This window comes from Pseudoalteromonas sp. 20-MNA-CIBAN-0454 (assembly GCF_040308685.1).
GTDB classification, from domain to species: domain Bacteria; phylum Pseudomonadota; class Gammaproteobacteria; order Enterobacterales; family Alteromonadaceae; genus Pseudoalteromonas; species Pseudoalteromonas nigrifaciens.
The window spans coordinates 28,781-50,965 of sequence record NZ_JBEOOB010000030.1; the positions used below are offsets into that span (position 1 = coordinate 28,781).

A 22,185-nucleotide genomic window follows, 5' to 3' on the forward strand; every position below is an offset into this window, starting at 1 on the left:
TCACACTTAATCACCGCTATTAGTACTGGCCGTTTACAAAAAGTCTTTTGGTAAGTGCGATACAAATTAAAAAAACAAAAATAACCCATTGTTTTTAAAGCAGTTTGCTTCAGCATTGTTTTCGACTGTAGTTTAATTGAAATCATACTTGTTAACTTTCGGCATGTGAATTTTTGTAAACAGTTTATTTAATCAGTTTCACACTTTGATTTTTTACTGATTATTAAGCTTAAAACAAGGTACTTTGGGTTGAGTTTGGCAGTACGCCAAGTGCGCTTAGAATCATATTGGCAACTGGTTCTAGCTGCCGCTGTATATAAAGAGGGTAATTGAGGGTGTTATTTGCATTGTAAATTTCAGCGCCATTAATAGCATAAACATATTCTATTATTTGGCCGCGCTTTACATCAAAGTCGGGGTTATTCGCTTTATATTTTTTTACTGCTTGCACATGCGGGGGAATATTTTTTACATAGTCACTTAAATTTTGGCCTAAACGTTTACGGTATATAAGTTTTTTATCAAACTCCCCTGCGTATAGTTTTTTAGTGTAGCTTTTTATAATGTCGTTTAATTGCTCTATTTTAAATTGTTGATCAAATAATGTTTTAAAAAGTTCGGTTTGAAACTCTTGAGCAAACTGGGTCCAATCGCTGCGCACGGTTTCCATTCCTTTAAAAATTAGCTGCTTGGCGTTGTTTTTATCAATTTGGCCAACGTAACGTTTTTTTGAGCCTATTTTTTTTCCTCTTATGGTTGGCATAAAAAATGGGCTGTAATGGGTTTCAAACTCTATTTCTAAATAACTGGTCAACGAAAAGCGAGTTTTAACGCTATCAGACCAGCGTTTGTTAATAATTTGCATCACATCATTGCCTATTTCATTACACTGTGTGGCATTTAAGCGCTCATTTACTTTTACAAATATTGAATCTGTGTCGCCATAAATAACCTCATAACCTAGCTCTTCAATCCATTTTCGGGTTGTTTGCATGATTTCGTGCCCCCTAAGTGTAATTGAACTTGAGAGCCTTGGATCGTAAAACCGGCAACCTTTAGAGCCTAATACGCCATACAAGCTGTTCATTATTATTTTTATTGCCTGAGAAAGCATTGGCTGGTTGGTGTCTTTGGCTTTTTGGCGAGTACGGGTTAAGTGCTTAATTAATTTGGGTAGGTGATGCAGCTCGCGTGAAAATAGTGCGTCGTTAAACCCTGCTACCGCGCTTTCGGGAGAGTTTAGCCCCTCTATAAGGCCTAATGGATCAATACAAAAAGTGCGCATAATTGACGGATACAAGCTTTTAAAGTCGAGCACTAATACATTTTCATATAACCCAGGAGTCGACTCCATTACATAACCGCCCGGGCTTTCAAACGATAAGCCATGATCGCCTAAATTAGGTGCAATATAGCCACTGCGATGTAATAAGGGTAAATATAGGTTGGTAAATGCAGCTACCGAGCCGCCCATACGCTCTAGTTCAAGCCCCGTAAGTTGCGTTCTTACTATGGCAAATTCAAATAGCTTTAACTTAACAAAAATTCTATTTACTAATATACAGTCTTGGCGGTTATAAGCGGCAAGAGCGAGCTTGTCGTGATTAAATTGACGAATAATTTCGCTAAGGCGATTATCTGCTTGAATTAACTTAGACTCGCCCAGCACTTTATGAGAAATATTAGCTAACGAATAACTATCAAAATGATAAGTGGCATTTTTTAGTGTATCTATACCATCTATTACGCTGCGCCCGGGTAAAGTAAGCCGGGTGTAATGACCCGTTCTAATTGTTAAAGGTTGTTGATCTCTACCTAAATTAAGCACCAGTCCTAATGCTTCTGCGCGCGCGTTAAATACGCTAAAATCAAATTCGATTACATTCCAACCCACAATCACATCCGGATCGTTACTAGTAATGTAGCGCTGTAATTTTTGCAGTAGATTTATTTCATCAACGCACCAGTCAATATTAAATGTGTTACTGTGAGGCTGTGGCTCACCAATCATTAATACACAATCTAGGCCATTGCCAACTAATCCAACCGAAAATAACACCCCTTCCCCGTTACATTCTATATCTAATGAAAGCGACGCGAGCTGTGGCGTATAGTTTGGATTAGCTTTTAGTTTTGCTTGAGTAATTTCGATAAAGCCATTTTTTTGTAGCGCCTCTCCAGTTACCCACACTCCTCCTTTAATAAAGCGCTCCATTAAAAATCGGTCGCTGTGGCGAATATCGCCTTCGTATATATTTATTTGCTCCTCAAGCTGGGCTCTTGCTTTATAAAGGCTACTACTGTCGTTAAAATAGCAGGCTGTGCAGTCAACACCACTAAAGTGGCGCATATTAACCGCTTTAAAACTTACCTTTATTTTGGCTTTGGCTAATAACGTTTGTGCAAGAGGAAGTTGTTGTTGCGCAATAAAAAATACGGCTTGCTGGTTTTCAACAACCACCTTTATAGGCCCAGACTCAGAGCTTAACCAATAACACAAAGTAAGGCCCTGCCTGTTTTTAGACGAGTATTGTTGCCTTGATAAAATAAAGCCCTGATAGATTGCTTGTGTCAATGTCCGATCCCACTTAATATATACACTGTAATTATATACATACTTTAGGTAATCATCACATGCTATCGAGCTCATTAAAAAAAACTATTAGGCAAGTACATCAGCATGTGGCTAATAACCTAAGTGATTACCGCCCGCGTAGCAGCCAAAATTACTTAGTTGCCGAAATAGCAAAAACGCTAGCGGGGGAATATCACAAAAAACAACGTATTTGCGTTATAGAAGCAGGTACAGGCACGGGCAAGTCTCTGGCATATTGTTTAGGCGCTTTGCCACTTGCGCTAGCACAAAAAAAGAAATTAGTTATTTCAACCGCCACAGTTGCGCTGCAAGAGCAGTTAATAGCCAAAGAGTTACCTTTTTTTAAAAAGCATTCAGGGCTTAGTTTTAAGTTTGATTTAGTAAAAGGTCGCCAGCGATATATTTGCGCTCATAAACTACACAATGCGGTTAACGGCGATAGCCAAACACAAATGGAATTTATGCCTACGCTTAGCTCCCCTTTAAGCGTAATGGAAACCAAATGTTTAAATGATCTTTACACCGCTTATACGACTAAAAAATGGCAAGGCGACAGAGATAGCTGGGCCGACACGGTTCCCGATAAAGTATGGGGATTAATAGCCTGCGATAAACATTCGTGCCAGCGCCAAATGAAAGCGCATCAAACCTGCCCGTTTCAGCTTGCGCGTCAGCAATTAATGCAAATGGATGTACTGGTGATAAACCACTCTTTATTACTTGCAGATTTGGACTTAGGCGGGGGTAAAATTTTACCCGAACCCGACAACACTATTTATGTAATTGATGAAGCACACCACTTAGCGCATATTACTCGCGACTTTTCATCTGCGGCGGCGACAATAAAAGGCACCATAGAGTGGCTCGATAAGCTCACTAAATTTAGCGGAAAAATGGCTAAAGTAATAGTGGGTCAAAAGGCGATAGGGCAAAACTTTAAGCTTTGCGATAGCATTAACGACGCCAACAAAGATTTAAAAGTAGTACGCGACATTCTCGATAATGCTGACTTTGAATATTCAAAAGATGATACTTACAGATTCGAAAATGGCGAAATTCCACAGTCACTACACAGTAAAGCCAAAGATATAAGCGAAGCCACGCGAGATGCACTGCGCTGCTTAAGTAAAATGCATGACACGCTAACCCAAGATGTAAGCGACGGCGATATAAAACCCTACGTAGCCGACCCTATTTTAGGCGAGAGCGGGCAATACATAAATCGTTTAGAGCAATTAAATAAGCTGTGGTTTAGCTATGCAAATAAAGGTGAAGGCACACCCCATGCTAGGTGGATAAAGCGCCTTGAGTATAAAAACCACCATGACCATTTATTAAGCGACTGCCCTATTGAAGTAGGTTACTACTTAAAAGACAAGCTATGGAGCGAGTGCGCGGGCGCAGTTTTATGCTCGGCTACATTAAGTGCTTTAGGCTCGTTTGATCATTTTGCTTACGAAGCAGGCCTGGCCAAAGAGGAAGGCGTTAAATTTATTAAAGTGCCCTCGCCTTTCGACTACCCTAATCAAGCAACTTTGCGTATTCCGGTTTCTAAAATTGAACCAACCGATAAAGCATTTAGCGATCACTTAGCCAATACTCTACCTGAGTATTTAGACACCAAAAAAGCCAACCTAGTATTGTTTGCTTCTTATTGGCAAATGGACCATGTATCAAAGTTTCTTAGAACAAAAGGTTTTAACTTATTAGTACAAGGCGAAATGTCGCGTGAGGCAATGCTTAAATTACATACTAAAAATATTGATGAAGGCAAAGGTAGTATTTTATTTGGCACCCAAAGCCTATCAGAAGGCCTTGATTTACCAGGTAAATACCTAGAAAATCTAATAATTACAAAAATTCCTTTTGCCGTACCCACCTCGCCAATTGAAGAAGCGCAAGCCGAGTTTGTACAAAGTAAAGGCGGCAATCCTTTTTTATCAATAACCGTTCCCGATGCGGCAAAGAAATTGGTACAAAGCTGTGGTAGACTGCTGCGTAAAGAAAGCGATGCTGGCTGTATTACTATTCTCGATAGACGCTTGATCACTAAGCGATACGGCAAAGCAATGCTCGACACCTTACCTCCTTTTAAAAGACAGATAGATTATTAATAATGTTTGAACTTGCACTCGATCCAACAACCTGGGCTATTTTATGTGCCGTTGCACTTGCCGCAGGTTTTATTGACGCCATCGCCGGTGGTGGTGGTATGTTAACGGTTCCTGCTTTATTAACAGCAGGCTTACCACCGCATTTAACGCTTGGCACAAATAAATTAGCCGCAAGCTTTGGCTCTTTAACTGCAAGTTATACTTATTATAAAAAAGACTTATTTAACCCTAAGTTTTGGCTAGCCTCTATTTTTGCCACCGCCATTGGCGCATTAATAGGCACTTTAATAGTTGATCATTTAAGTATCGACTTCTTAAATAAATTATTACCTATAATTATAATTGTTGTAGCCTGTTATAGCTTGTTTGGTAGTTTAAGTACCACAGAGGGAAGTGAGCTACCTAAGCTTACCCAAACAATGAAAATAAAGCAGTGGCTGCAAGGCTTAAGCTTAGGTTTTTTTGATGGCTTAGCAGGACCAGGTACAGGCACCTTTTGGACCGCCTCAAACGGCATGCTATATAAAATGAACCTACTGCTAAATTGTGGTTTATCGCGCTCAATGAACTTTGTGTCTAACTTTATTTCACTTATTACTTTTGTAGCATTAGGCCATGTTAACTTTTTACTGGGTATTACTATGGGCTTTTTTATCATGCTAGGCGCATGGTTTGGCGCGCATTCAGCAATACGCTTTGGCAGTAAGTTTATTCGCCCAGTATTTAATACTATGGTTATATTATTAGCACTAAAACTTATTTACGAGGCTTACTTTTAATATGCACTCACCCGCTTTTGATAAACTACGCCAACAAGTTGCAACCTTAAAGCAGCAAGCCGAGCAATTTGATAAAGCAAAACTGTTTTCTAAAAACCGTTATATGCAAGCGCAACCAAGCTTATTTGACCGTGCTGTTTTTAGTACTAAAAGTATGAACCTAGCTGACTATGTAACCGAAATAGAAGACGAAGTATCGTCTTTACCACCAAGTGAGCATCGCCATGCATACACCTATGCACTTGAGCGTATAGCAACACAAGTACAAGCTGTTTTTAATGTTATTAAATCAACCCCTATTTGGATAAAAGAAAATAAAAGTCATTATAAACCACGTCCCAAACAAGCCGTTTATAAACAAGCTGTGCAACAAGTAATACAATCATCTCATGAGCTTTATGACGAACTTAAACAAAACCACGAATTTGAACGCCGATTATTGTTAATGATTGAAGAGCGTAAAATGCAAATGGATAAAGCAACTCCAGCTAAAGCACAAAAGCTAAATTTGGAAATATTAACAACGCATGCACGCTTAGGGCGCTGTAGAAAAGCGATTTCGGCCACCGAAGAAAAAATACAACGTGTAGAAAAACAACAACTTCGCTAAACACTTTAAGTATGTTTTACAATACCAATCAAGCCGTTAACTAATTAACCGTTAATAAATAGCTGTAAAGCTATCCCCTCGATTTATACTGTTCCTTGGTATAAACTCAATTAAATGGATTAAAAACGAGCGAGTGGAATATGCAATTACACGAAGATATACATAACTTTTATGAAAAATTTGTTTTAGAAGAAATAATTAATCGCAAACTTAATGAACAGTATACTGATGATGTAATGGCCGATTTTTGCTGTACTGTTTTAAATCAACTGCCTGCGCGCTATATTCGCTCCGACGTAGATATGGCCTATTATTTATCACAAACAGAGCGTATGCATATGCAACAACGAGTGCAAACAGCCATTGATGTAGCAATTAGCCAAATTGCAAAAAAGAAACACCAACATGAGCAATAACCTACAACAAGCACCAACCCATATAAAACTCGCAGTCGATTTAATTATGCTACTAGAGCAACACGACGTTGCTCCTGATGAAGTACTTAAAGCACTCGAAATAGTAAAAATCGACTTTGAAAAAAAGCAGAGTAATGAGCTAGCTTTGTGATTTTTGAATTAATAGTAACAACTGCGCTGTGGTGGTTGCATCGGCAAGCGCTCGGTGATGGCTAGTTAAGTTTAAATTAAAGTGCTTTGACAAATTACCCAACGAGTACGACTTTAAGCCCGCAAAGGCTTTACGCGATTCCACCACAGTGCACAACTTGGGCATTTTAAAAGGCACCTTTGCCATTTCGCATTCTTTTTTAATAAACCCGTAGTCAAAGTTAACATTGTGCGCAACAAAAATGCTTCCCGCTAATTTAGCCATTAAAGGTTTTACTATATCTGCAAATACTGGCGCATTACTTACCATGCTATCGCTAATACCGGTTAACGACGTGATAAACCCAGGTATATGTCGCTGTGGGTTAACTAAAGTAGTCCAGGTATCGATTACTTTGCCATGCTGTACTTTAACTAAGCCAATTTCGGTTATTTTGTTACCGCCTTTTAATGCGCCTGTCGTTTCTAAATCAACTACGCTGTAAATGCGGTTGGGATCTATAAACCATTTAACAACGGCTATATGTACCTCAAAACCACTGCTCTTTAAGTTATCTATAGTCGTTAATTGATTTCGCCTTAGCTTGTCGCCTGGGGCTTTTACTTCTTCAAAATGTACTTTGCCGTTATGGATAACCATTAAGTCGGGGTAGCCGTCTTTTAGCTGTAAATAATGTTTACTCATATTGGTTAAGTGAGTAATTAACGCCTCAATTGGGCTATTTAAAATAAGCGCTTCTAGTGGTTGTAATAACTCGTTATGCCATTTAAATAAACCGTTAGGTTGATCAAAGTATTGCGCTGCATTTTTACATACTAATTTAAGTAATGCCTGAGGTGTTTGGCACTGTGCTAAGCGCTCATTTATTTGCGCTGGTTGCGCTGCATAAAAATTACCAAGCCTTAATACTTGCGGATAAATATCAAACTCATTGCATAGCGGATAAGGGGTATCAATAAATAATTCGTGCCAAAATACTAAACCAAACAAACTTTGCCACAATGTGTTTTCGGTATTAAATACCTGCATACCTTGGGCAGTGTAATAATCGTTTACGCCTTGCTCTACTTCACCTCGGTATAATTCGTCAATTTCGAGTACGCACTGAGTGTCAGCAAGCATAGTGCTTAAACGCGAACGCGTTTGCTTATTAAATTTACGCATTAAAAAGTCATCAGCAAAGTACAGTAAATCATCCGTTAGCGGATTTTCAATAATGGCTTCTAAGCGTGCTTTTACCCACTGTTTATTACCAAGCCTGTATTGCTCTCTTATTTGAATTTCGTGTGCTTCGCTATCATCAACACACCCTTCAAGTAAACTAAAAGCAAGTTCGCTATTGGTGTTTTTTAACTGTTTAAAAAGCTGTACTAATAACTTATTTTTAAGCGCAACAGCTATTGCACCATACGCAGCTTGCACTAGAACCTGCGGCGCTAAAGCAACGTAATCGTTCTCATCGGTTATATTTTTAAATGCTAATCGGTAACGGTTTAATAAATAGTTTGATTGCGCCTCGGCCTTCGTTTCAAAGCGCGATAAGCTCTCGCTATGCCCTTCACGCGTAGCGGTTAAACCTAAGTCTCGCATTACAAAACGGTTTTGATGATTCACATCACCACTGCTTAGTTTACCTGCAAATAAAAACTCAAAATACTCATAATAATCGCTGCGATTATTAATTACATACTGGCTATAAAACGGTGCAAGCTCGTGCGGGCAGCTTTTAAAAAACTCACGGGCGCTATCCACCAGCGCGCCTTTAGCGGCGCTCTTTTTATAGCTTATTTGTTCGTCGTAATTACTTAGTAACTCTAGTAAAGCAGGTTTGGTTAAGTGCGCTAAAAGCTGCGAATAATGCTGCTCGTTTGGCTCAAATAAAATGCCGGCTTTTTTTAGCGTATAAATAGCCTGATGCGGCGAGGTTATTTCTTCATAATTAAGCGATTGCGCCTGCACTAAATAAGGCTTTCGCGAGTACACACGCGCCAACATGCATTGGCTTTGCTCATCTAGCTGATTAATTTTACTAATAAATTCACTATGTTTAGGCTCAAGTAAATGCATGCATTTACTTGTTACAAACTCAATAAGCTCTCTAAAATGCGCTAAATAGTATTTTGCTGGTAATTCTTTTTTCATAACATTGCCATGACTGTATATAAAAACAGTATCTAGTATTTATGCTTATTATTCAATCTTAAAGTTGTAATCAGTAATGCTTTGAGTTATCAGGCGTTAATTAGGACAAGATTTAGCACCATTAATAGTGCTAATAATATTATTTCTTACGCTAATTATGATGCTGCAGCCCTTGCTGTGGCCGCCAGTGCGCAGTGGATTGCTAACTTTGCCATTACCATGACCTTCCCTATTATGCTGGCTAACATTGGCCTTGCCGGTGCTTATGGCTTTTATGCGTTATCGGCACTTATAAGCCTGTTTTTTGTTGTTAAATACATAAAAGAAACACGCGGTAAAACGCTCGAATCTATGTAATTTTTAAAAGCGGTGATATTAATCGCCAGCAAAAAAATAACGGGTGCTAACTACTTAGCGCCGAATCAGCAAGTATCAATCGAAATGAAACAAACCGGTTTAGGTGTTTCTATTGTTTGGGAAATTTAAAAAATGGTAACAGAATTCACCCCAGTGTCGGCTGCAATAGGCGGTGCATTAATAGGTATAGCGTGTACGTTATTACTGGTTTTATACGGAAAAATTGCAGGCATCTCGGGCATTGTTAAGTCTGTATTTGCTAAAGTAAGTTCGGGCTCTCGTTGGCAGCTATACTTTATTTTAGGGTTGTTGTTGGCAGGTGTAGCTGTAAGGGTATTTGCCCCTTCTTTATTAGAAGCCGAATTACAGTTGTCGCCTTGGCTTATTGTTGTTGCGGGGCTTTTAGTTGGCGTAGGTACAACTTTAGCTAATGGATGTACAAGTGGCCATGGTGTGTGTGGCATGTCGCGTTTTTCTACCCGCTCTTGGGTTGCAACGTGTACATTTATGCTCGTCGCCTTTATTACAGCAAACCTGGTAGGATAAGTAATGAAAGCAATTATGATGGTTGTTATAGGCTTTATATTTGGCTTAGGGCTTATTATTAGCGGTATGACAAACCCCGCTAAAGTAATTAACTTTCCTACCTACGGGAACCAATGGGACGCAAGTTTAATTATAGTGATGGCTGTTGCCATGCTAATAATGATGCTTACGTGGTTATGGGTTGCAAAAAAAGAGAAGCCACTCCTTTCAGGATCATTTAATTTAAGTGATTTAAAAAAAGTTGATGCGCGCTTAATTACTGGCTCAATACTCTTTGGTTTAGGCTGGGGTTTAAGTGGCATATGCCCAGGCCCGGGCTTGGTTCAATTAGTGTCTCTTAAAATGGAATTTTTGCTGTTTTTTGCGGCCGTGCTAGGCGGTATGTGGCTAACTAAAAAGCTTACTTAAGTTTGATTTTAGAGGCTGTTTAAGTAACCCATTAATACCAGGTGTTAATGGATTACTTAAAGGTAATTAGCCAGCACTTATTATCCGAATTTAGGCCTTTTAATACTCAAGACTAAGTGGCTAATTAATTGTGTAGAGTAGCGCTAAAAAAACGCCCCTAAAAGGAGCGTTTAATTAAACCCAAAACAGATTAACTGTATGGATTGGTGCAATTTGGGATTATATTTATCAGGCTTTTTTCATACTGCCTTGCTCTTCAAGGCGAATATGCCAGCTAAACGCTTCTTCTAATAAATGAGGTGTGTGTCCGCCTCGCTTACAAGCGCGCTCATAGTAATCTAGCATGGCATCACGGTAATCTGGGTGCACACAGTGCTTAATAACTTGTACAGCACGTTCACGTGGCGCTAAGCCGCGTAAATCGGCTAAGCCTTGCTCGGTTACTAATATATCAACGTCATGTTCGTTATGGTCAACGTGGCTTACCATAGGTACTACACTCGAAATAGCGCCATCTTTAGCAATCGACTTAGTAACAAATATCGCTAAATGCGCATTACGTGCAAAGTCACCCGAGCCGCCAATACCATTCATCATGCGAGTACCACAAACATGGGTTGAGTTTACGTTACCGTACATATCAAACTCAAGCGCAGTATTAATTGCCACTATGCCTAAACGGCGTACTATTTCAGGGTGATTCGACACTTCTTGCGGACGTAACACTAACTTATCTTTATATTCTGATAGGTTATTAAATACTTTTGCATTACAACGCTCTGATAAAACAATTGAACTGCCTGAAGCAAATTTAAGTTTACCGGCATCAATTAAATCAAAGGTCGAATCTTGTAATACTTCTGAGTACATTGTTAAATCTTCAAAATCAGAATCTAACAATCCCATCATTACCGCGTTAGCAATATTACCAATACCTGCTTGTAATGGCCCTAGGTTTTCTGCCATACGCTTTTGTGCTACTTCTTCTTTAAAAAAGCTCACTAAGTGGCTGGCAATAGCCGCTGTATCTACGTCAGGGTCGGTAACTGTTGAAAACGAATCGCTCTGATTAGTAAAAACAATGCCAACAATTTTAGCAGGATCAATTGGAATAGCCGTGCTACCAATACGATCATCTACTTTAGTTAAAGGAATTGGTTGGCGCACAGGGCGATACGAAGGAATATATATGTCATGCAAGCCTTCAAGTTCAGGGCTGTGCAACATATTTATTTCAATAATCACTTCTTTAGCAAAAATAGCAAAGCTTGCAGAGTTTCCTACCGAAGTAGTAGGCACAATATGGCCTTCTTCAGTAATGGCTACCGCTTCAATAACCGCCACATCAGGCATAGTTAATTGATGATTACGCAACTGCTCAACGGTTTCTGATAAATGCTGGTCAATAAACATTACTTCGCCGTTATTAATCGCTTTACGTAATGTACTATCTACTTGAAAAGGCATACGGCGGGCTAGCACACCCGCTTCTGTAAGTAGTTTATCTAAATCATTACCTAACGACGCACCGGTCATTAGGTTTATTTTCATTGGATTATTTTTAACACGCTCAACCAGTGCTCTTGGCACGGCTTTAGCTTCACCGGCACGAGTAAAGCCACTCATGCCTACTGTCATTCCATCTTTAATAAATTGGCTAGCTTGTTCTGCTGACATTACTTTTTGGTGCAGATTGCTATTGCGGATACGTTCTAACTGCATACTACTGAGCCCCTTTTTAATTTGGCGTTATTTTAAGTATTACAGCGCACTTCGCAATCTAGACTTAGGTCGCATTTACTAAATTAAGTTACGCAAACACAGAATAAAGTGCCTTGGTGGTAGCAATCTACTTTAATGTACGAACATTTATATAAATTTAATATGCTGATATAGCGTAAGTTTTAAGTGAGTATTTAAAGTATGGGATTAAAATTAGAAAAAAGTAGAATAATGAGAGAGAAATAAATTGAATAAAATGTAGTTGAAAAATTGGCTTAATTATAAGTAATTAGTTTATAGCACCCAATGTTGTTTGAAGTATAAGTTGGCATAAGTACAAACGAGCTTATTGGGCTACAGCTCCGTTAGTGTAGTGTATGTTGGCATAATATTGAAGTAAAAATTGGCATAATGTGAGGGCGTTCAGAATTCTGTGTCAGCCTAAATTGCTAAATATCTAGCACGCCATCTAACCTACCTTCGAAGTGAATGGCTAATTGCGACAATGTCAGGTTCCAACTGTGGATTGGCATTGTCCATTTCTTCGAGGCGTTCAATATGCCTGCATACAATAATTTCATCAAGCTATTTTCATTCGGGAATGCGCCTTTAGTCTTGGTCAATTTCCTAAACTGGCGGTGAACCGCCTCGATAGCATTGGTGGTATAAATGGCTTTTCGCACATAATCTGGGTACTTGAAGTAAACCGACAGGTTCGTCCATTTACGACGCCAAGAGTCGATAACAATGGGATATAGCTTGCCCCATTTATCGTCTAGCTCATCCAGTGCTGCTTCTGCGGCACCTTTAGTTGCTGCACGATAAACGGGTTTTAAGTCAGCCATAAAGGCTTTTTGGTGCTTAGAGGCTACGTACTTCATCGAGTTACGAATTTGATGAATAACGCACTGTTGAACCTCTGTTTCAGGATAGATAGTGCCAATGGCTTCAGGGAAACCTTTTAGTCCATCAACACAGGCGATTAAAATATCGGATACGCCACGATTATGTAAATCGGTCAGCACTGATAACCAGTAGTTAGCACCTTCGCTTTCTGATACGTAGAGGCCAAGTAATTCTTTACGGCCTTCAATATTAATACCCAGCACAGTATAAACCGCTTTGCTAACGTAGCGACCATTTTCCTTGATTTTATAGTGAATAGCGTCAAGCCAGATAAATGGATACAACGCATCAAGACTGCGAGATTGCCACGCTTTAAGCTCTGGTATTAGCTGGTCAGTCACAGCGGTTATTGTGGCTTCTGATACTTCAATGCCATACATTTCTTGAATGTGACTGCGAATATCACGATAGCTCATGCCTAACGCAAACATAGATAGGACTTTTTGGTCAATTTCTGGCGTTAACTTAGTTTGGTTTTTCTTAACGAGTTGCGGTTCAAAGGAGCCAGCGCGGTCTCTTGGTGTTTCAAGTTCAAATTGACCTACAGATGATTTAACGGTTTTTTTGCTAGTGCCGTTCTTACGGTTTGGTTGCAGATCAGATTCTAGATGCTGCTCTAGCTCTGCTCTGAGTGCAGCTTCAGTTAATTGTTTAATTAGCGGTGTTAAAACACCATCTTCACCAGTTAACCCTTTACCAGATTGAAGTTCAGCTAATGCTTTGTTGAAGTCGAAAGATTGAGTCATGTGTCACTCCTGTTTTCTTAATATTACTGAAATGACACAGATTTCTAAACACTACCCATAATGTTACCAAATACTGGTTTTAGAGCCAACCACATAAAAATACTGTCAAGTTTAGTTGGCTGCTATGTGCCAATTGCGGACGGTGGTAACGCTTTGCTAAGCAGCAATCAAATAGTTGACCAAAACCAGCGAGGAACGAGCAAAAGCCAACTGTTTTTATCCTTTTAAGTGTGTTGTTAGCAAGCTTTTTCACTGAAAGACTTTAATAAGTGTTCTTTCTAATTCAGTTAGTGCTTGAGGTATCGTACCAATACATTTCTGAATTTTAGGATCATTATCATTTAAACACAGGCGACTGCGCACTGACCTAAGGTTTGAGTGAGAGTCACTACATAGTTCATTGTACATTGTTTCGTAAAAGTCTTTTAAACCTGCTAAATCGAATTTAGCACTAATTTTAATTGGTTTAAATTGATCGCTAAGCTCAGCTTTATCTTTGACAAGCTGAGCCTTGAACTCTACTAGGTCATCAAGTTCATTAGACTCTTTTAACCACTCCAAATGTTTGGGGTCTAGATGTTCTAATACTTTTATCCACTCTTTCAATCGATTTGATTGTAATCTGTAGCCATAATCGCGATCTGAAGACAAATTATGAAAATCAACAAAGGTTTCAGAAAATGTTCGATAGAGGATAGGAATGCCTGATAACTTTCCTGTAACGCTGAGAGTAATTATTGCATCAGCTAGATCTAGTAAGCTAGAAGAATATGCAAGCAAAGTATGCTCGTACAAATTTTGTTTATGCAACGAAATTAATCTGTTTACGTCACCTCTAATATTGGTAATTCGTTCCGTAGGACTCACATTAACTCCTGTTTGCTAACGAGGCTGTAGAATTACTCCAACAGTAAAATTCAATTAAAAAACGAGTTCCTCAAATCAACTCTAAGCGCTTTTAAAGCATTAGGTAATGCATTGGAACCCATAAAACGGGCTGTTTTTTCTTAAAAAAAGAGTAATTCTACAGCTTCACACATTAAATATGGGGATTTTAGTAGCTCTTTTTCAGCGAGTAAAATTTCCACCATAATTTTTTTGTTATGTGTCATCTTGATACTGCATATTTACGTTTTGTTTGTGTGCCATCTTCATTTAACCAACGCACATCAATATCATAAACCATTTGCGTAACATCCATTGGGATACTTGCGAGGAGAAAATAACTTTCATTCTGGTTTAGTGCTGGGTATGGTGATTTTTTATCATAATCCCCAGAAACTAAAGGGTTATGCTGATTATCTTGCCCTAACGAAAAATAGATCTTTGAAGCAGTCGAGGGACCAGAGTTTTCAACTACAAAACGATTTTGACTACCAGTCCTTTCTAAACTAACTGTTATGTTAGCTTTTAAAGTTTGCTGTTCTTGTTCATCCATTTTCTGTAATTGGCGTTCACTTAATCTTGCATGAACCTCTTCTAGCTCAATTAACCTGTGTGTATTTTTTCTCGTTCTCACAAGAGCAACGATAGAAATAATCGATGCAATAAGAGCTATGGAAGAACTTACAAATTCATAAATAGTCAAAAGTTACTCCTAATACATTACGCCCGCATAAGGAGCAGCAAAACGTAGCGGCGATTAGTTTAAAATTTGCGAAGCACCAAAACTAAATCACCGCGTAGCTTTGGTGTCCCAGCCGCGCTTTTCAGCGGCGACTTAATGCGTTTGTTATGCTGCTTTATCACCACTTTATGTTTTTGAAATTATAACGAATATAATCGACAAGAGTAGTGTGAGCGTGAAGAAATTCCCGTACCAAATTGGAAATATTCTCATTTATTAAATTAATTTGTTCCCAAGACAACGCAGCTTTATTTAAAACAATGTCCCCGTGGTTATTGCTGACATAAATATTTGTAAATGGCTCACCAGAAAACATGTTGTCGTCATTAACCAAGTTGACTCCCCGCAGGTTGCCATTCAACCAGAAATTTAGCTTATCCATTTTATGGATAAAATCGCTCCAGTATTGTGTTAGAGAATGGTCCCAAAAAGGATATGACTGAGGATTCCCTTGAACAAAAGCTTCAAACATGTAACGAGCATCAAAATCTATAGATATTTTATGAGGTAAACCTAAGGCCATTCCCCGAAACTTAAGAATGGGAATATATTCAAAGAGCGTATTCAAAGATGATAAGTCTGCAAAGTGCTCAGAAGTATTATCCAAGCTTGTTTTTACATATTCTTCGTGATCTTTTTTTATCTGCAAAAGTCTTTCAACAGAATAATCCACAGGCTTTGAATCCACCACTTTATGATGGTTAGCACAAAGCAATATCAAATTATCATATGTGTTTATGTTTGATTTTCCATCAATCCCTCGTGGCCCGTCTGAGCTTCGAGCTATGACATGAGCCATCTCACCAATTAGAACGTCATCCTCAATAAGTGAGCAACGACAGATATTGCACCTACCAGCAGACAAACTGAAAAGTTTTTTAATGTCACTTTGGTTAATTCCCATTTTATTACCCTCTGTAAAATCCTAAACCGTCAGAGATGCATAACGCCCAGCTCACCGCGCGAAGTAATGTTGGCGACTTTACTGCGTGTTTTTGCAGGAAAGGTGCAAACATTGCGGAGTCCGGTGGAGCTGTTTGATAGGCTATACATTTTGACCAAACCGCCAAAGAACGCCACTTGGATCATGGACTACAAAATCTAGCATGCCCCATGGTTGTTTAGTTATTTTTGAAATTGTAACACCATACTTATCGGCGACACCTGAGTTTATGACTTGTTTATGCCATGACTCTATATCTTCGACGAGTAGATGCATCATAAGATTTTCGGCTAATGATTGATTGTAAAAATCTTGAAGCAAGAAACTACAATTACCACAGTGGAAATATGCAACACCATCTTGGTCTGATGCTTTTATGAAACCTAAATCGGAATAGAACTGCTTTGAGACATTAAAGTCTTTTGATGGAATAAATGCCTTCAGTTCTACAATATTTAAATTGCTCAAATTCTACCTCCTTGTGTGCCTAACATTTAATAGTGCGCTCATCGCGCATATTTCTATCGATTTAACGCTCATTCATCAACTTTATAGAGTTTTAACAAATAACCTAAGGTATTACTATCACAATGTTTTCTTAAATTTTAAAGTAAAGTTAAATGAACCAATATGCGCGCGTCGCTCATTTTCATGAATATATGCGCAAAGAGCCGTTTGACGGCTCAATTAACTATTATATTTAGTCAATCTCAATGGCTGGTTTTCGCTCTAACCCGACTATCAGCTGGATAGTAGAGGTGCTATTATTAAATATAACCTTTTCTGGCTTTGAGGTATCTATGCCTAGTGATATTCAACTTAGTGCTAATCATAAATTTGTAGATATACTTAGCAATGGAAAAGTTAATTTAAGCTCAAACCCTTTAGATGAAATTGAATTAATTCAGCGTGGTTTAGATATAAAAAGTGTTGAGAAATTTAGGCTTGAGTTACGTTGGGATATTCAATCCTTTGCTAAAGCAATTGGTACAAATACTAGAATTTTCGAACGTCATAAAAAAGAGCATAAACGTTTAAATGCAACTTTGAGCGAAAATACCTTTGAGTTGGCTCATTTAGCATCAACTTGTATTGATTACTTTGAAAATATTGAACGATGGAATAAATGGCTAAATACATGCTCCTTACAATTTAGCTCTAAAACACCTTTAACATTTGTAAATACAATTGCGGGTAGAAGGTTAATTAGGAACGTTGTTAATAGCCTTAAACACGGTTATAACGCTTAAAAAGACCCCAGCGTTTGCTGAGGTCTTTTTATTTACCCTCTGCCTTTTCGGCAGTTAAAAGTTACAATTTGTGGTTGTTTACTTCCCGGCCTAACTTCAGCTGCCTACTCGGCAGTTCACGATTTGCGTAAAGAAGCATTAGTTAACTTAGAATTTCCAGCTGCCTACTCGGCAGTTCACCATCGTAATGAACGACCAGACCACATTCAAAAATTTCCAGCTGCCTACTCGGCAGTTCACAGGTGCAGGCTTTGACCTGTAGATGCTGGAAAATTTCCAGCTGCCTACTCGGCAGTTCACTATAAATAATAGTACGTATTACCTTAAATACCAAACTGTTAAGTGATTTTTATATGATCTACACTTACTTTTACCTATAAGTTTAAGCTATTGAAAAAACTATGAATATTTTATAACTACTTTTAAAGGGCCTTTAAAGAAGCAACCGTGCCTTGAAATGTTTGATTTGTAGCAAAGCCATAATTGTTAAAATGATTATTTATGGGTTCAGCTTTTTCAATTTTTTGTATATGCAGAACATAACTTTGGCCACTGCCTTTGCTTGATACGGGTATTGAATGAAAGTGGCCTATGTCCTTTGCCTCAAATTTATATTCAGGATTGTAAACCTCGCCTCTGGCTTCAGCTCGTTTTTTAGCGCGCTTTAACCGTCTTTGCTTTTCGCCAACAAATGCTTTGGCTACTGATTGGTTGCGAACAAACATGACTTCGCTTTGGTTTACTGGTACTTCGAGTATTTTTGATAAGCCAAATAACTTATCATGAGCCATCATCTCAAAATAGCTTTGCTGAGATAGATTGATTAATTGCTTCTTATCTGTCGATACAAACGCTACTTCATTACCTATTGTTTGCTCATTCCATTTAGGAAAGCACACACCAATATTACTTATTTCGCGTGAACTCATAAACCCATGCAAAATACCAATACAACGCCCAGCAAGAAGGCTTACATCACAATTTTTAGGTAAATAAGTAATAGTAAAATAATAGCGCTTCAACCTTTACTCCTTTGAAACAAGCCACCTTTGATCAGCACTGCCGCAATAAAGTGAACTGCGTCTGATTCTTCACCTTGCTCTAAACCATGCTTTTCCATGTGTTTAATATGCAAAGCAATGCGCGGGAGTAATGAATAAAAGTCTGAATGGCTCTTAGGTGTTCTGTGTGCAACTAATATTTGCTTATCTGCGCCATACTCGTGAGTGCGTAAAGGTTTGTAGCCTCCCTCGTACCAATCATCGATAGTTTGGATAGCCGCCCCTACTTTTTGTGAGTTTAAACTTGCTGCTTTTTTATCGCCCACTTGGGTGTACGCAAGTTGTTTAGATGACATGCCCTGTTCAACAGCATCTACAAACTTTTGACTTGGGTGAACCTCCTGGCTAAATGCATTTTTAATCTTTGCGGTTATATCTAAATAACAATAATTTTGAGGGCTGCTAAGCCCTTCTTGAATAGCTTCTGATAGTGTTATTAGTGCTGTTTGATTATTTTTCCAATTGCCCTGCCACTTTAGCTTTTGTGCACCCTCAACGATTATTGGGTCTAAATGTTCTGTGAGGATTTCAATATCAACATTTGGTGATTGGCGGTTGCGCCAAAGCCAGTTGCCCATCAGTATATTTTTAGCATAGCGAGTCGCAACTTCATTAAGGCCATTGTGCTTTTTATAGGTTTCAAAAAAACGTTTTAACCAATAAATAACTTTAGGGTCATCACAAACATGAGGCTCAATACTATTGGCCTCAACCCTGAGTGAAAAACGACAAAACAGCTCATTTACTGTTGGGGGCACGTAACACACATCAATTGTTTGTGGGTTACCAAAAGCGAAATCTTGTGGCGCTAAATTTTTAGCCACATTTTGCTTTTGATACGCATCGCCAAACCCTGACTTTTGCCCAACTAATTTATTTTGCTCTATTTGTAGCGGTTCAAAGTCAGACTCTGGTGTTTTATAAAAAAACACCGCTTTACTGGGTGAGAGCGAACGCGTGTAACTTAAGTGCCGAGGTAATTGCATTATTCATACTCAAACTTAGACTTTTTCATAAGCATAGACTCTTTTTGAACATCCATAACCCAAAATGCGTCATGAAAGAACTGCTTAGCCCCTGCGTACTTTACTGATGTATTGCTAACACACTCTAAAAGCCCAATTACGGGCTCAGCATAACAATGGTATTCATGTAATGCTGCATCTCGCTTTACGGGTTCTTCAAGCGCAGCAAAGCCAATTGCAGCAGGTCTTAAATTAAAGTTACCGTTAAGGGCATCAATCAATTGTTCAAAACTTTTGACTACTTTTTTTGAAGGGTACAACCAACTGCCATTTAACGATTTTGTCTTTATATTTTTATACAGCTCACTTGGTTTAGTATATAAATGGCACCAGTCAATATTTTGATATAACGAAGGTGGATGCATAGTGCCGCCTGCAAACGTAGATGGTAGTGCGGGCTTTATAAGCTGACTATTTAACTTATCTAACAGCTCAGTATTTGGTACAAAAAGCCTAAATATTAAATCGAGTGTTATATCGCATTTAGGTTTATCAATAATACCTGACCTTATTACATGACTACGCCCTGCAACTTGTTTTAACTTGCTTGGCTCAGGTAATGGTTTACCTTTATGTAGTTGATAGTTTTCAATGTAAATAGCACTGCCAATACACTTAATTGAAGGGTCTATAAAGTTTTTTAGCTTACGCTCAAAATTATGAGCAAGCCCATTTAAAGCTGTAAGTGACGGCATGCCTTGAATATATGGGTTAGCCATTGCCTCGGCATCAAACACTCGCATATCTTGGCAATGTACATACACTATTTGCTCATCATTTAATATTTCTTCTTGAGTTGTACAATGAGTAAACACATAGTTTAACTGCGTTTTAAACAACCCCATTAAATTAGGGTGATATGCAAAGCGTTTGAGCTTACTTAAAGTACCTAGGCTCTCATTTAGTATGTTACTAAATTGGCTAATACAGTTAGTAATACTCTGATCTAAGTAATGCTTTGCCCACTCAGGGTAAGCTTGGTTTTGCGCGTTATTTTTAGCTTCAAGAATGTTATCAAGCCATAACTGCAAACTAACACGTACCTGCCTAATAGCCGCTACTCGCGCTAATCGCTTTTGCCTTAACGTATTAAACTGCTTAATACCAACCAACACCAAGAGTGCATGCTGAAATTGATTACTTAATAGCGCACGAATTTTAAATGTTTTTTCAATATCATTATTGGCTACTTTTGAGCGGTTAATAGCCTTTGAATATGTTTTAGGGGAGTAGCGCAACACTCTAATATTACCACCTACTGAGCTTGCTAAATCGCCAACATTGGCTGGCCTTGAGTGCTCAACTAAACCAAAGTTTAACTTACGTTCTGTTGTTAATTGCTGAATTTTAGCTAGCATTGCGTGGCTAACTACAGGCGTAACCGCAAGGTAGCTTTGCTGGAGTGGCATTTGTAGTTGTGGTGAAAAAGAACTTACTTCTAATGGGAGCTCTACCACTGGCAACTGCTGTTTTATTTTACCCGAGATTTCTAAAACCGACTTTTTAGCAAACCCGTATGCTCTTATTAAATTAATCCAAACATGCTTTTCATTAATTAACAGCCTTGCTAAACAAGTCACTTCACCTTGCCAAATAAATGAGGTTAAAAATAGCTTTGCATGATTAATTTCAGCACTGTTGTGCGACCAGCCAAAACTTAAAGGTAATGACCGGCTGCAAATACCCGCAATATCTTCACTTACAACCTCACTAATTAAACGTTGATGGCTTACGCGTATATCGGGGTATTTTAAGTTATGAGTATGAAACCATTTAACTTCGTTAATGCACTTACTCAGTAACACTTCATCGCGTAATACACTTTTAGCGGTTCTTGTACTTGTTAGATCATCAATTTCACTGCGCTTATAAACTAGGTTAATGAGTACAGTCAGCGCTTGTTCTTCAAATCCATCTACCACAACATGAGGCGTGTATGGCGCAAACAACTTTCTTAGTATTGTGGTTTTTTCTTTTAATGGTTCAATTGCAAATGCATCTTGTAAGTTCATAAGTTACCACGGCGCTATAAATTGTTTTTTTGTTTGAGGCTTTTCTGCTGCGAATGCTTGCTGTAGTTCAATCACTTGGCGTAAATAAAAAACATGGCTATCAGCTCTGAGCTGTTCGTGCTTTTTTTGTGGATAAGCGCAGTTTAAAAAGCCTTCTTGATGAAGCCTGTAAACTTGCTCTGTAGTGGTGTTTAATAATACTGCGGCATCAAAAGTACAAAGCAGTAAATCTGCAATATTTGGATGTTTAGCTTTAGGATTACTACCAACTAATTCGACAAAGTAATTAATAATCTCATCAAGAACTTTGTTTTTACGGTTACTTGTTGCAGCTATTTGACCATCACGGATCACCCTGCCATACACAGAGTTAAACTTAGTTTTATTAAAAGGGTTAAGTTGTTTGAGCCGCGCATTATTTGTGAGTAAATCTAGTTCAGCTGTAAAGCCATCAGGCCAAGTACTAAAGTAATCAACAAAAGCTCGATTAAAGTCAGCATCGCTTACATCAAGTTGCTTAACCTTCGCAAACCACGGTATCAACCCCACTATTTTTTGGCTGTTACTACTTGCAAGCGCAAATGCAATTTTAAAGTCTGCATCGTTTAACTGTTCACTACTGGTTGGTTTATAACCACAACCACACTCTAAAAACGCCTCAGAAGCTCTATAATCAATTAAGTTATGACATTCTCTACATTTGCGTATTCCGGTGATGGTGAACACCGATTCCGGTTTTATCGTGAACACTTAAATTCCACGCATTGGGTTCAT

20 protein-coding genes and 1 pseudogene are annotated in these 22,185 nt (G+C 38.5%); 9 read left to right on the forward strand and 12 right to left on the reverse strand.

All coding sequences use genetic code 11. The features are described 5' to 3' along the window. Nucleotides 1-229: 229 nt before the first annotated feature. Nucleotides 230-2,575, reverse strand: a complete 2,346-nt coding sequence (locus tag AAEZ22_RS14045; RefSeq protein WP_352297683.1) for a DNA polymerase II — start codon at nucleotides 2,573-2,575, stop codon at nucleotides 230-232. Nucleotides 2,576-2,634: 59 nt separating this feature from the next. On the opposite strand from AAEZ22_RS14045, the gene dinG reads away from it, so the two are divergent. The 5 genes from dinG (at nucleotide 2,635) to AAEZ22_RS14070 (ending at nucleotide 6,666) form a co-directional block, all read left to right on the forward strand. Next, complete coding sequence (gene dinG, locus AAEZ22_RS14050) at nucleotides 2,635-4,710, forward strand: ATP-dependent DNA helicase DinG (protein WP_352297686.1); 2,076 nt, start codon at nucleotides 2,635-2,637, stop codon at nucleotides 4,708-4,710. Nucleotides 4,711-4,712: 2 nt separating this feature from the next. Then, the gene (locus AAEZ22_RS14055) at nucleotides 4,713-5,489 is read left to right on the forward strand and encodes a TSUP family transporter (RefSeq protein WP_011328650.1); all 777 of its coding nucleotides are present in this window, start codon (nucleotides 4,713-4,715) and stop codon (nucleotides 5,487-5,489) included. Nucleotide 5,490: 1 nt separating this feature from the next. Further along, the gene (locus tag AAEZ22_RS14060) at nucleotides 5,491-6,099 is read left to right on the forward strand and encodes a primosomal replication protein (RefSeq protein WP_338411855.1); all 609 of its coding nucleotides are present in this window, start codon (nucleotides 5,491-5,493) and stop codon (nucleotides 6,097-6,099) included. A gap of 140 nt (nucleotides 6,100-6,239) precedes the next feature. Beyond that, entirely contained in the window at nucleotides 6,240-6,515 is a 276-nt protein-coding gene (locus AAEZ22_RS14065; protein WP_352297689.1) for a late competence development ComFB family protein, read from the forward strand. After that, nucleotides 6,505-6,666 (forward strand): DUF2496 domain-containing protein, encoded by a 162-nt coding sequence (locus AAEZ22_RS14070; RefSeq protein ID WP_179807318.1) that lies wholly within the window; start codon nucleotides 6,505-6,507, stop codon nucleotides 6,664-6,666. The genes AAEZ22_RS14065 and AAEZ22_RS14070 overlap by 11 nt, the downstream gene beginning before the upstream one ends. Here the strand turns inward: AAEZ22_RS14070 and AAEZ22_RS14075 are convergent. Further along, on the reverse strand, nucleotides 6,655-8,808 hold the full coding sequence (locus AAEZ22_RS14075) for an exonuclease domain-containing protein (RefSeq protein WP_352297692.1): 2,154 nt from the start codon (nucleotides 8,806-8,808) through the stop codon (nucleotides 6,655-6,657). The two genes, AAEZ22_RS14070 and AAEZ22_RS14075, sit on opposite strands and share 12 nt — an antisense overlap. Nucleotides 8,809-8,973: 165 nt before the next feature. On the opposite strand from AAEZ22_RS14075, the pseudogene AAEZ22_RS14080 reads away from it, so the two are divergent. The 3 genes and pseudogenes from AAEZ22_RS14080 to AAEZ22_RS14090 form a co-directional block, all read left to right on the forward strand. After that, a pseudogene (locus AAEZ22_RS14080) lies at nucleotides 8,974-9,165 on the forward strand (MFS transporter); the annotation flags it as partial. 132 nt (nucleotides 9,166-9,297) lie between these two features. Beyond that, nucleotides 9,298-9,711 carry a YeeE/YedE family protein gene (locus AAEZ22_RS14085; protein ID WP_179807317.1) on the forward strand — a complete coding sequence of 138 codons (414 nt, stop codon included), beginning with the start codon at nucleotides 9,298-9,300 and terminating at the stop codon, nucleotides 9,709-9,711. A gap of 3 nt (nucleotides 9,712-9,714) precedes the next feature. Then, complete coding sequence (locus AAEZ22_RS14090) at nucleotides 9,715-10,119, forward strand: DUF6691 family protein (protein WP_352297695.1); 405 nt, start codon at nucleotides 9,715-9,717, stop codon at nucleotides 10,117-10,119. Between the two features lie 228 nt (nucleotides 10,120-10,347). Here the strand turns inward: AAEZ22_RS14090 and scpC are convergent, their stop codons facing one another. The 6 genes from scpC to AAEZ22_RS14120 all read right to left on the reverse strand — a co-directional run bounded on the left by scpC (nucleotide 10,348) and on the right by AAEZ22_RS14120 (nucleotide 16,531). After that, nucleotides 10,348-11,841 (reverse strand): succinyl-CoA:acetate CoA-transferase ScpC, encoded by a 1,494-nt coding sequence (gene scpC / locus AAEZ22_RS14095; protein WP_086999312.1) that lies wholly within the window; start codon nucleotides 11,839-11,841, stop codon nucleotides 10,348-10,350. Between the two features lie 449 nt (nucleotides 11,842-12,290). Further along, nucleotides 12,291-13,493 carry an IS256 family transposase gene (locus AAEZ22_RS14100; protein WP_352297698.1) on the reverse strand — a complete coding sequence of 401 codons (1,203 nt, stop codon included), beginning with the start codon at nucleotides 13,491-13,493 and terminating at the stop codon, nucleotides 12,291-12,293. A 249-nt stretch (nucleotides 13,494-13,742) separates the two neighbouring features. Next, entirely contained in the window at nucleotides 13,743-14,360 is a 618-nt protein-coding gene (locus AAEZ22_RS14105; protein WP_352297701.1) for a DUF5677 domain-containing protein, read from the reverse strand. A gap of 241 nt (nucleotides 14,361-14,601) precedes the next feature. Then, complete coding sequence (locus AAEZ22_RS14110) at nucleotides 14,602-15,081, reverse strand: DUF8453 domain-containing protein (RefSeq protein ID WP_352297704.1); 480 nt, start codon at nucleotides 15,079-15,081, stop codon at nucleotides 14,602-14,604. A gap of 157 nt (nucleotides 15,082-15,238) precedes the next feature. Continuing rightward, nucleotides 15,239-16,024 carry an HNH endonuclease signature motif containing protein gene (locus AAEZ22_RS14115; protein WP_352297707.1) on the reverse strand — a complete coding sequence of 262 codons (786 nt, stop codon included), beginning with the start codon at nucleotides 16,022-16,024 and terminating at the stop codon, nucleotides 15,239-15,241. 141 nt (nucleotides 16,025-16,165) lie between these two features. Beyond that, entirely contained in the window at nucleotides 16,166-16,531 is a 366-nt protein-coding gene (locus tag AAEZ22_RS14120; protein ID WP_352297710.1) for a VOC family protein, read from the reverse strand. A gap of 245 nt (nucleotides 16,532-16,776) precedes the next feature. Here AAEZ22_RS14120 and AAEZ22_RS14125 point away from each other — a divergent pair, with 245 nt between their 5' ends. Beyond that, entirely contained in the window at nucleotides 16,777-17,313 is a 537-nt protein-coding gene (locus tag AAEZ22_RS14125; RefSeq protein ID WP_352297713.1) for an Xre family toxin-antitoxin system antitoxin, read from the forward strand. Between the two features lie 422 nt (nucleotides 17,314-17,735). Here the strand turns inward: AAEZ22_RS14125 and cas6f are convergent, their stop codons facing one another. The 4 genes from cas6f to AAEZ22_RS14145 are packed head-to-tail and all read right to left on the reverse strand — an operon-like array spanning nucleotide 17,736 to nucleotide 22,161. Continuing rightward, nucleotides 17,736-18,335 (reverse strand): type I-F CRISPR-associated endoribonuclease Cas6/Csy4, encoded by a 600-nt coding sequence (cas6f, locus tag AAEZ22_RS14130; RefSeq protein ID WP_087530662.1) that lies wholly within the window; start codon nucleotides 18,333-18,335, stop codon nucleotides 17,736-17,738. Then, nucleotides 18,332-19,360 (reverse strand): type I-F CRISPR-associated protein Csy3, encoded by a 1,029-nt coding sequence (gene csy3, locus AAEZ22_RS14135; protein ID WP_087530663.1) that lies wholly within the window; start codon nucleotides 19,358-19,360, stop codon nucleotides 18,332-18,334. Before csy3 ends, cas6f begins: the two co-directional genes overlap by 4 nt. Beyond that, entirely contained in the window at nucleotides 19,360-21,411 is a 2,052-nt protein-coding gene (locus tag AAEZ22_RS14140; RefSeq protein WP_179807310.1) for a type I-F CRISPR-associated protein Csy2, read from the reverse strand. Before AAEZ22_RS14140 ends, csy3 begins: the two co-directional genes overlap by 1 nt. Nucleotides 21,412-21,414: 3 nt before the next feature. Next, on the reverse strand, nucleotides 21,415-22,161 hold the full coding sequence (locus AAEZ22_RS14145; RefSeq protein ID WP_352297718.1) for a hypothetical protein: 747 nt from the start codon (nucleotides 22,159-22,161) through the stop codon (nucleotides 21,415-21,417). Between the last annotated feature and the right edge of the window lie 24 nt (nucleotides 22,162-22,185).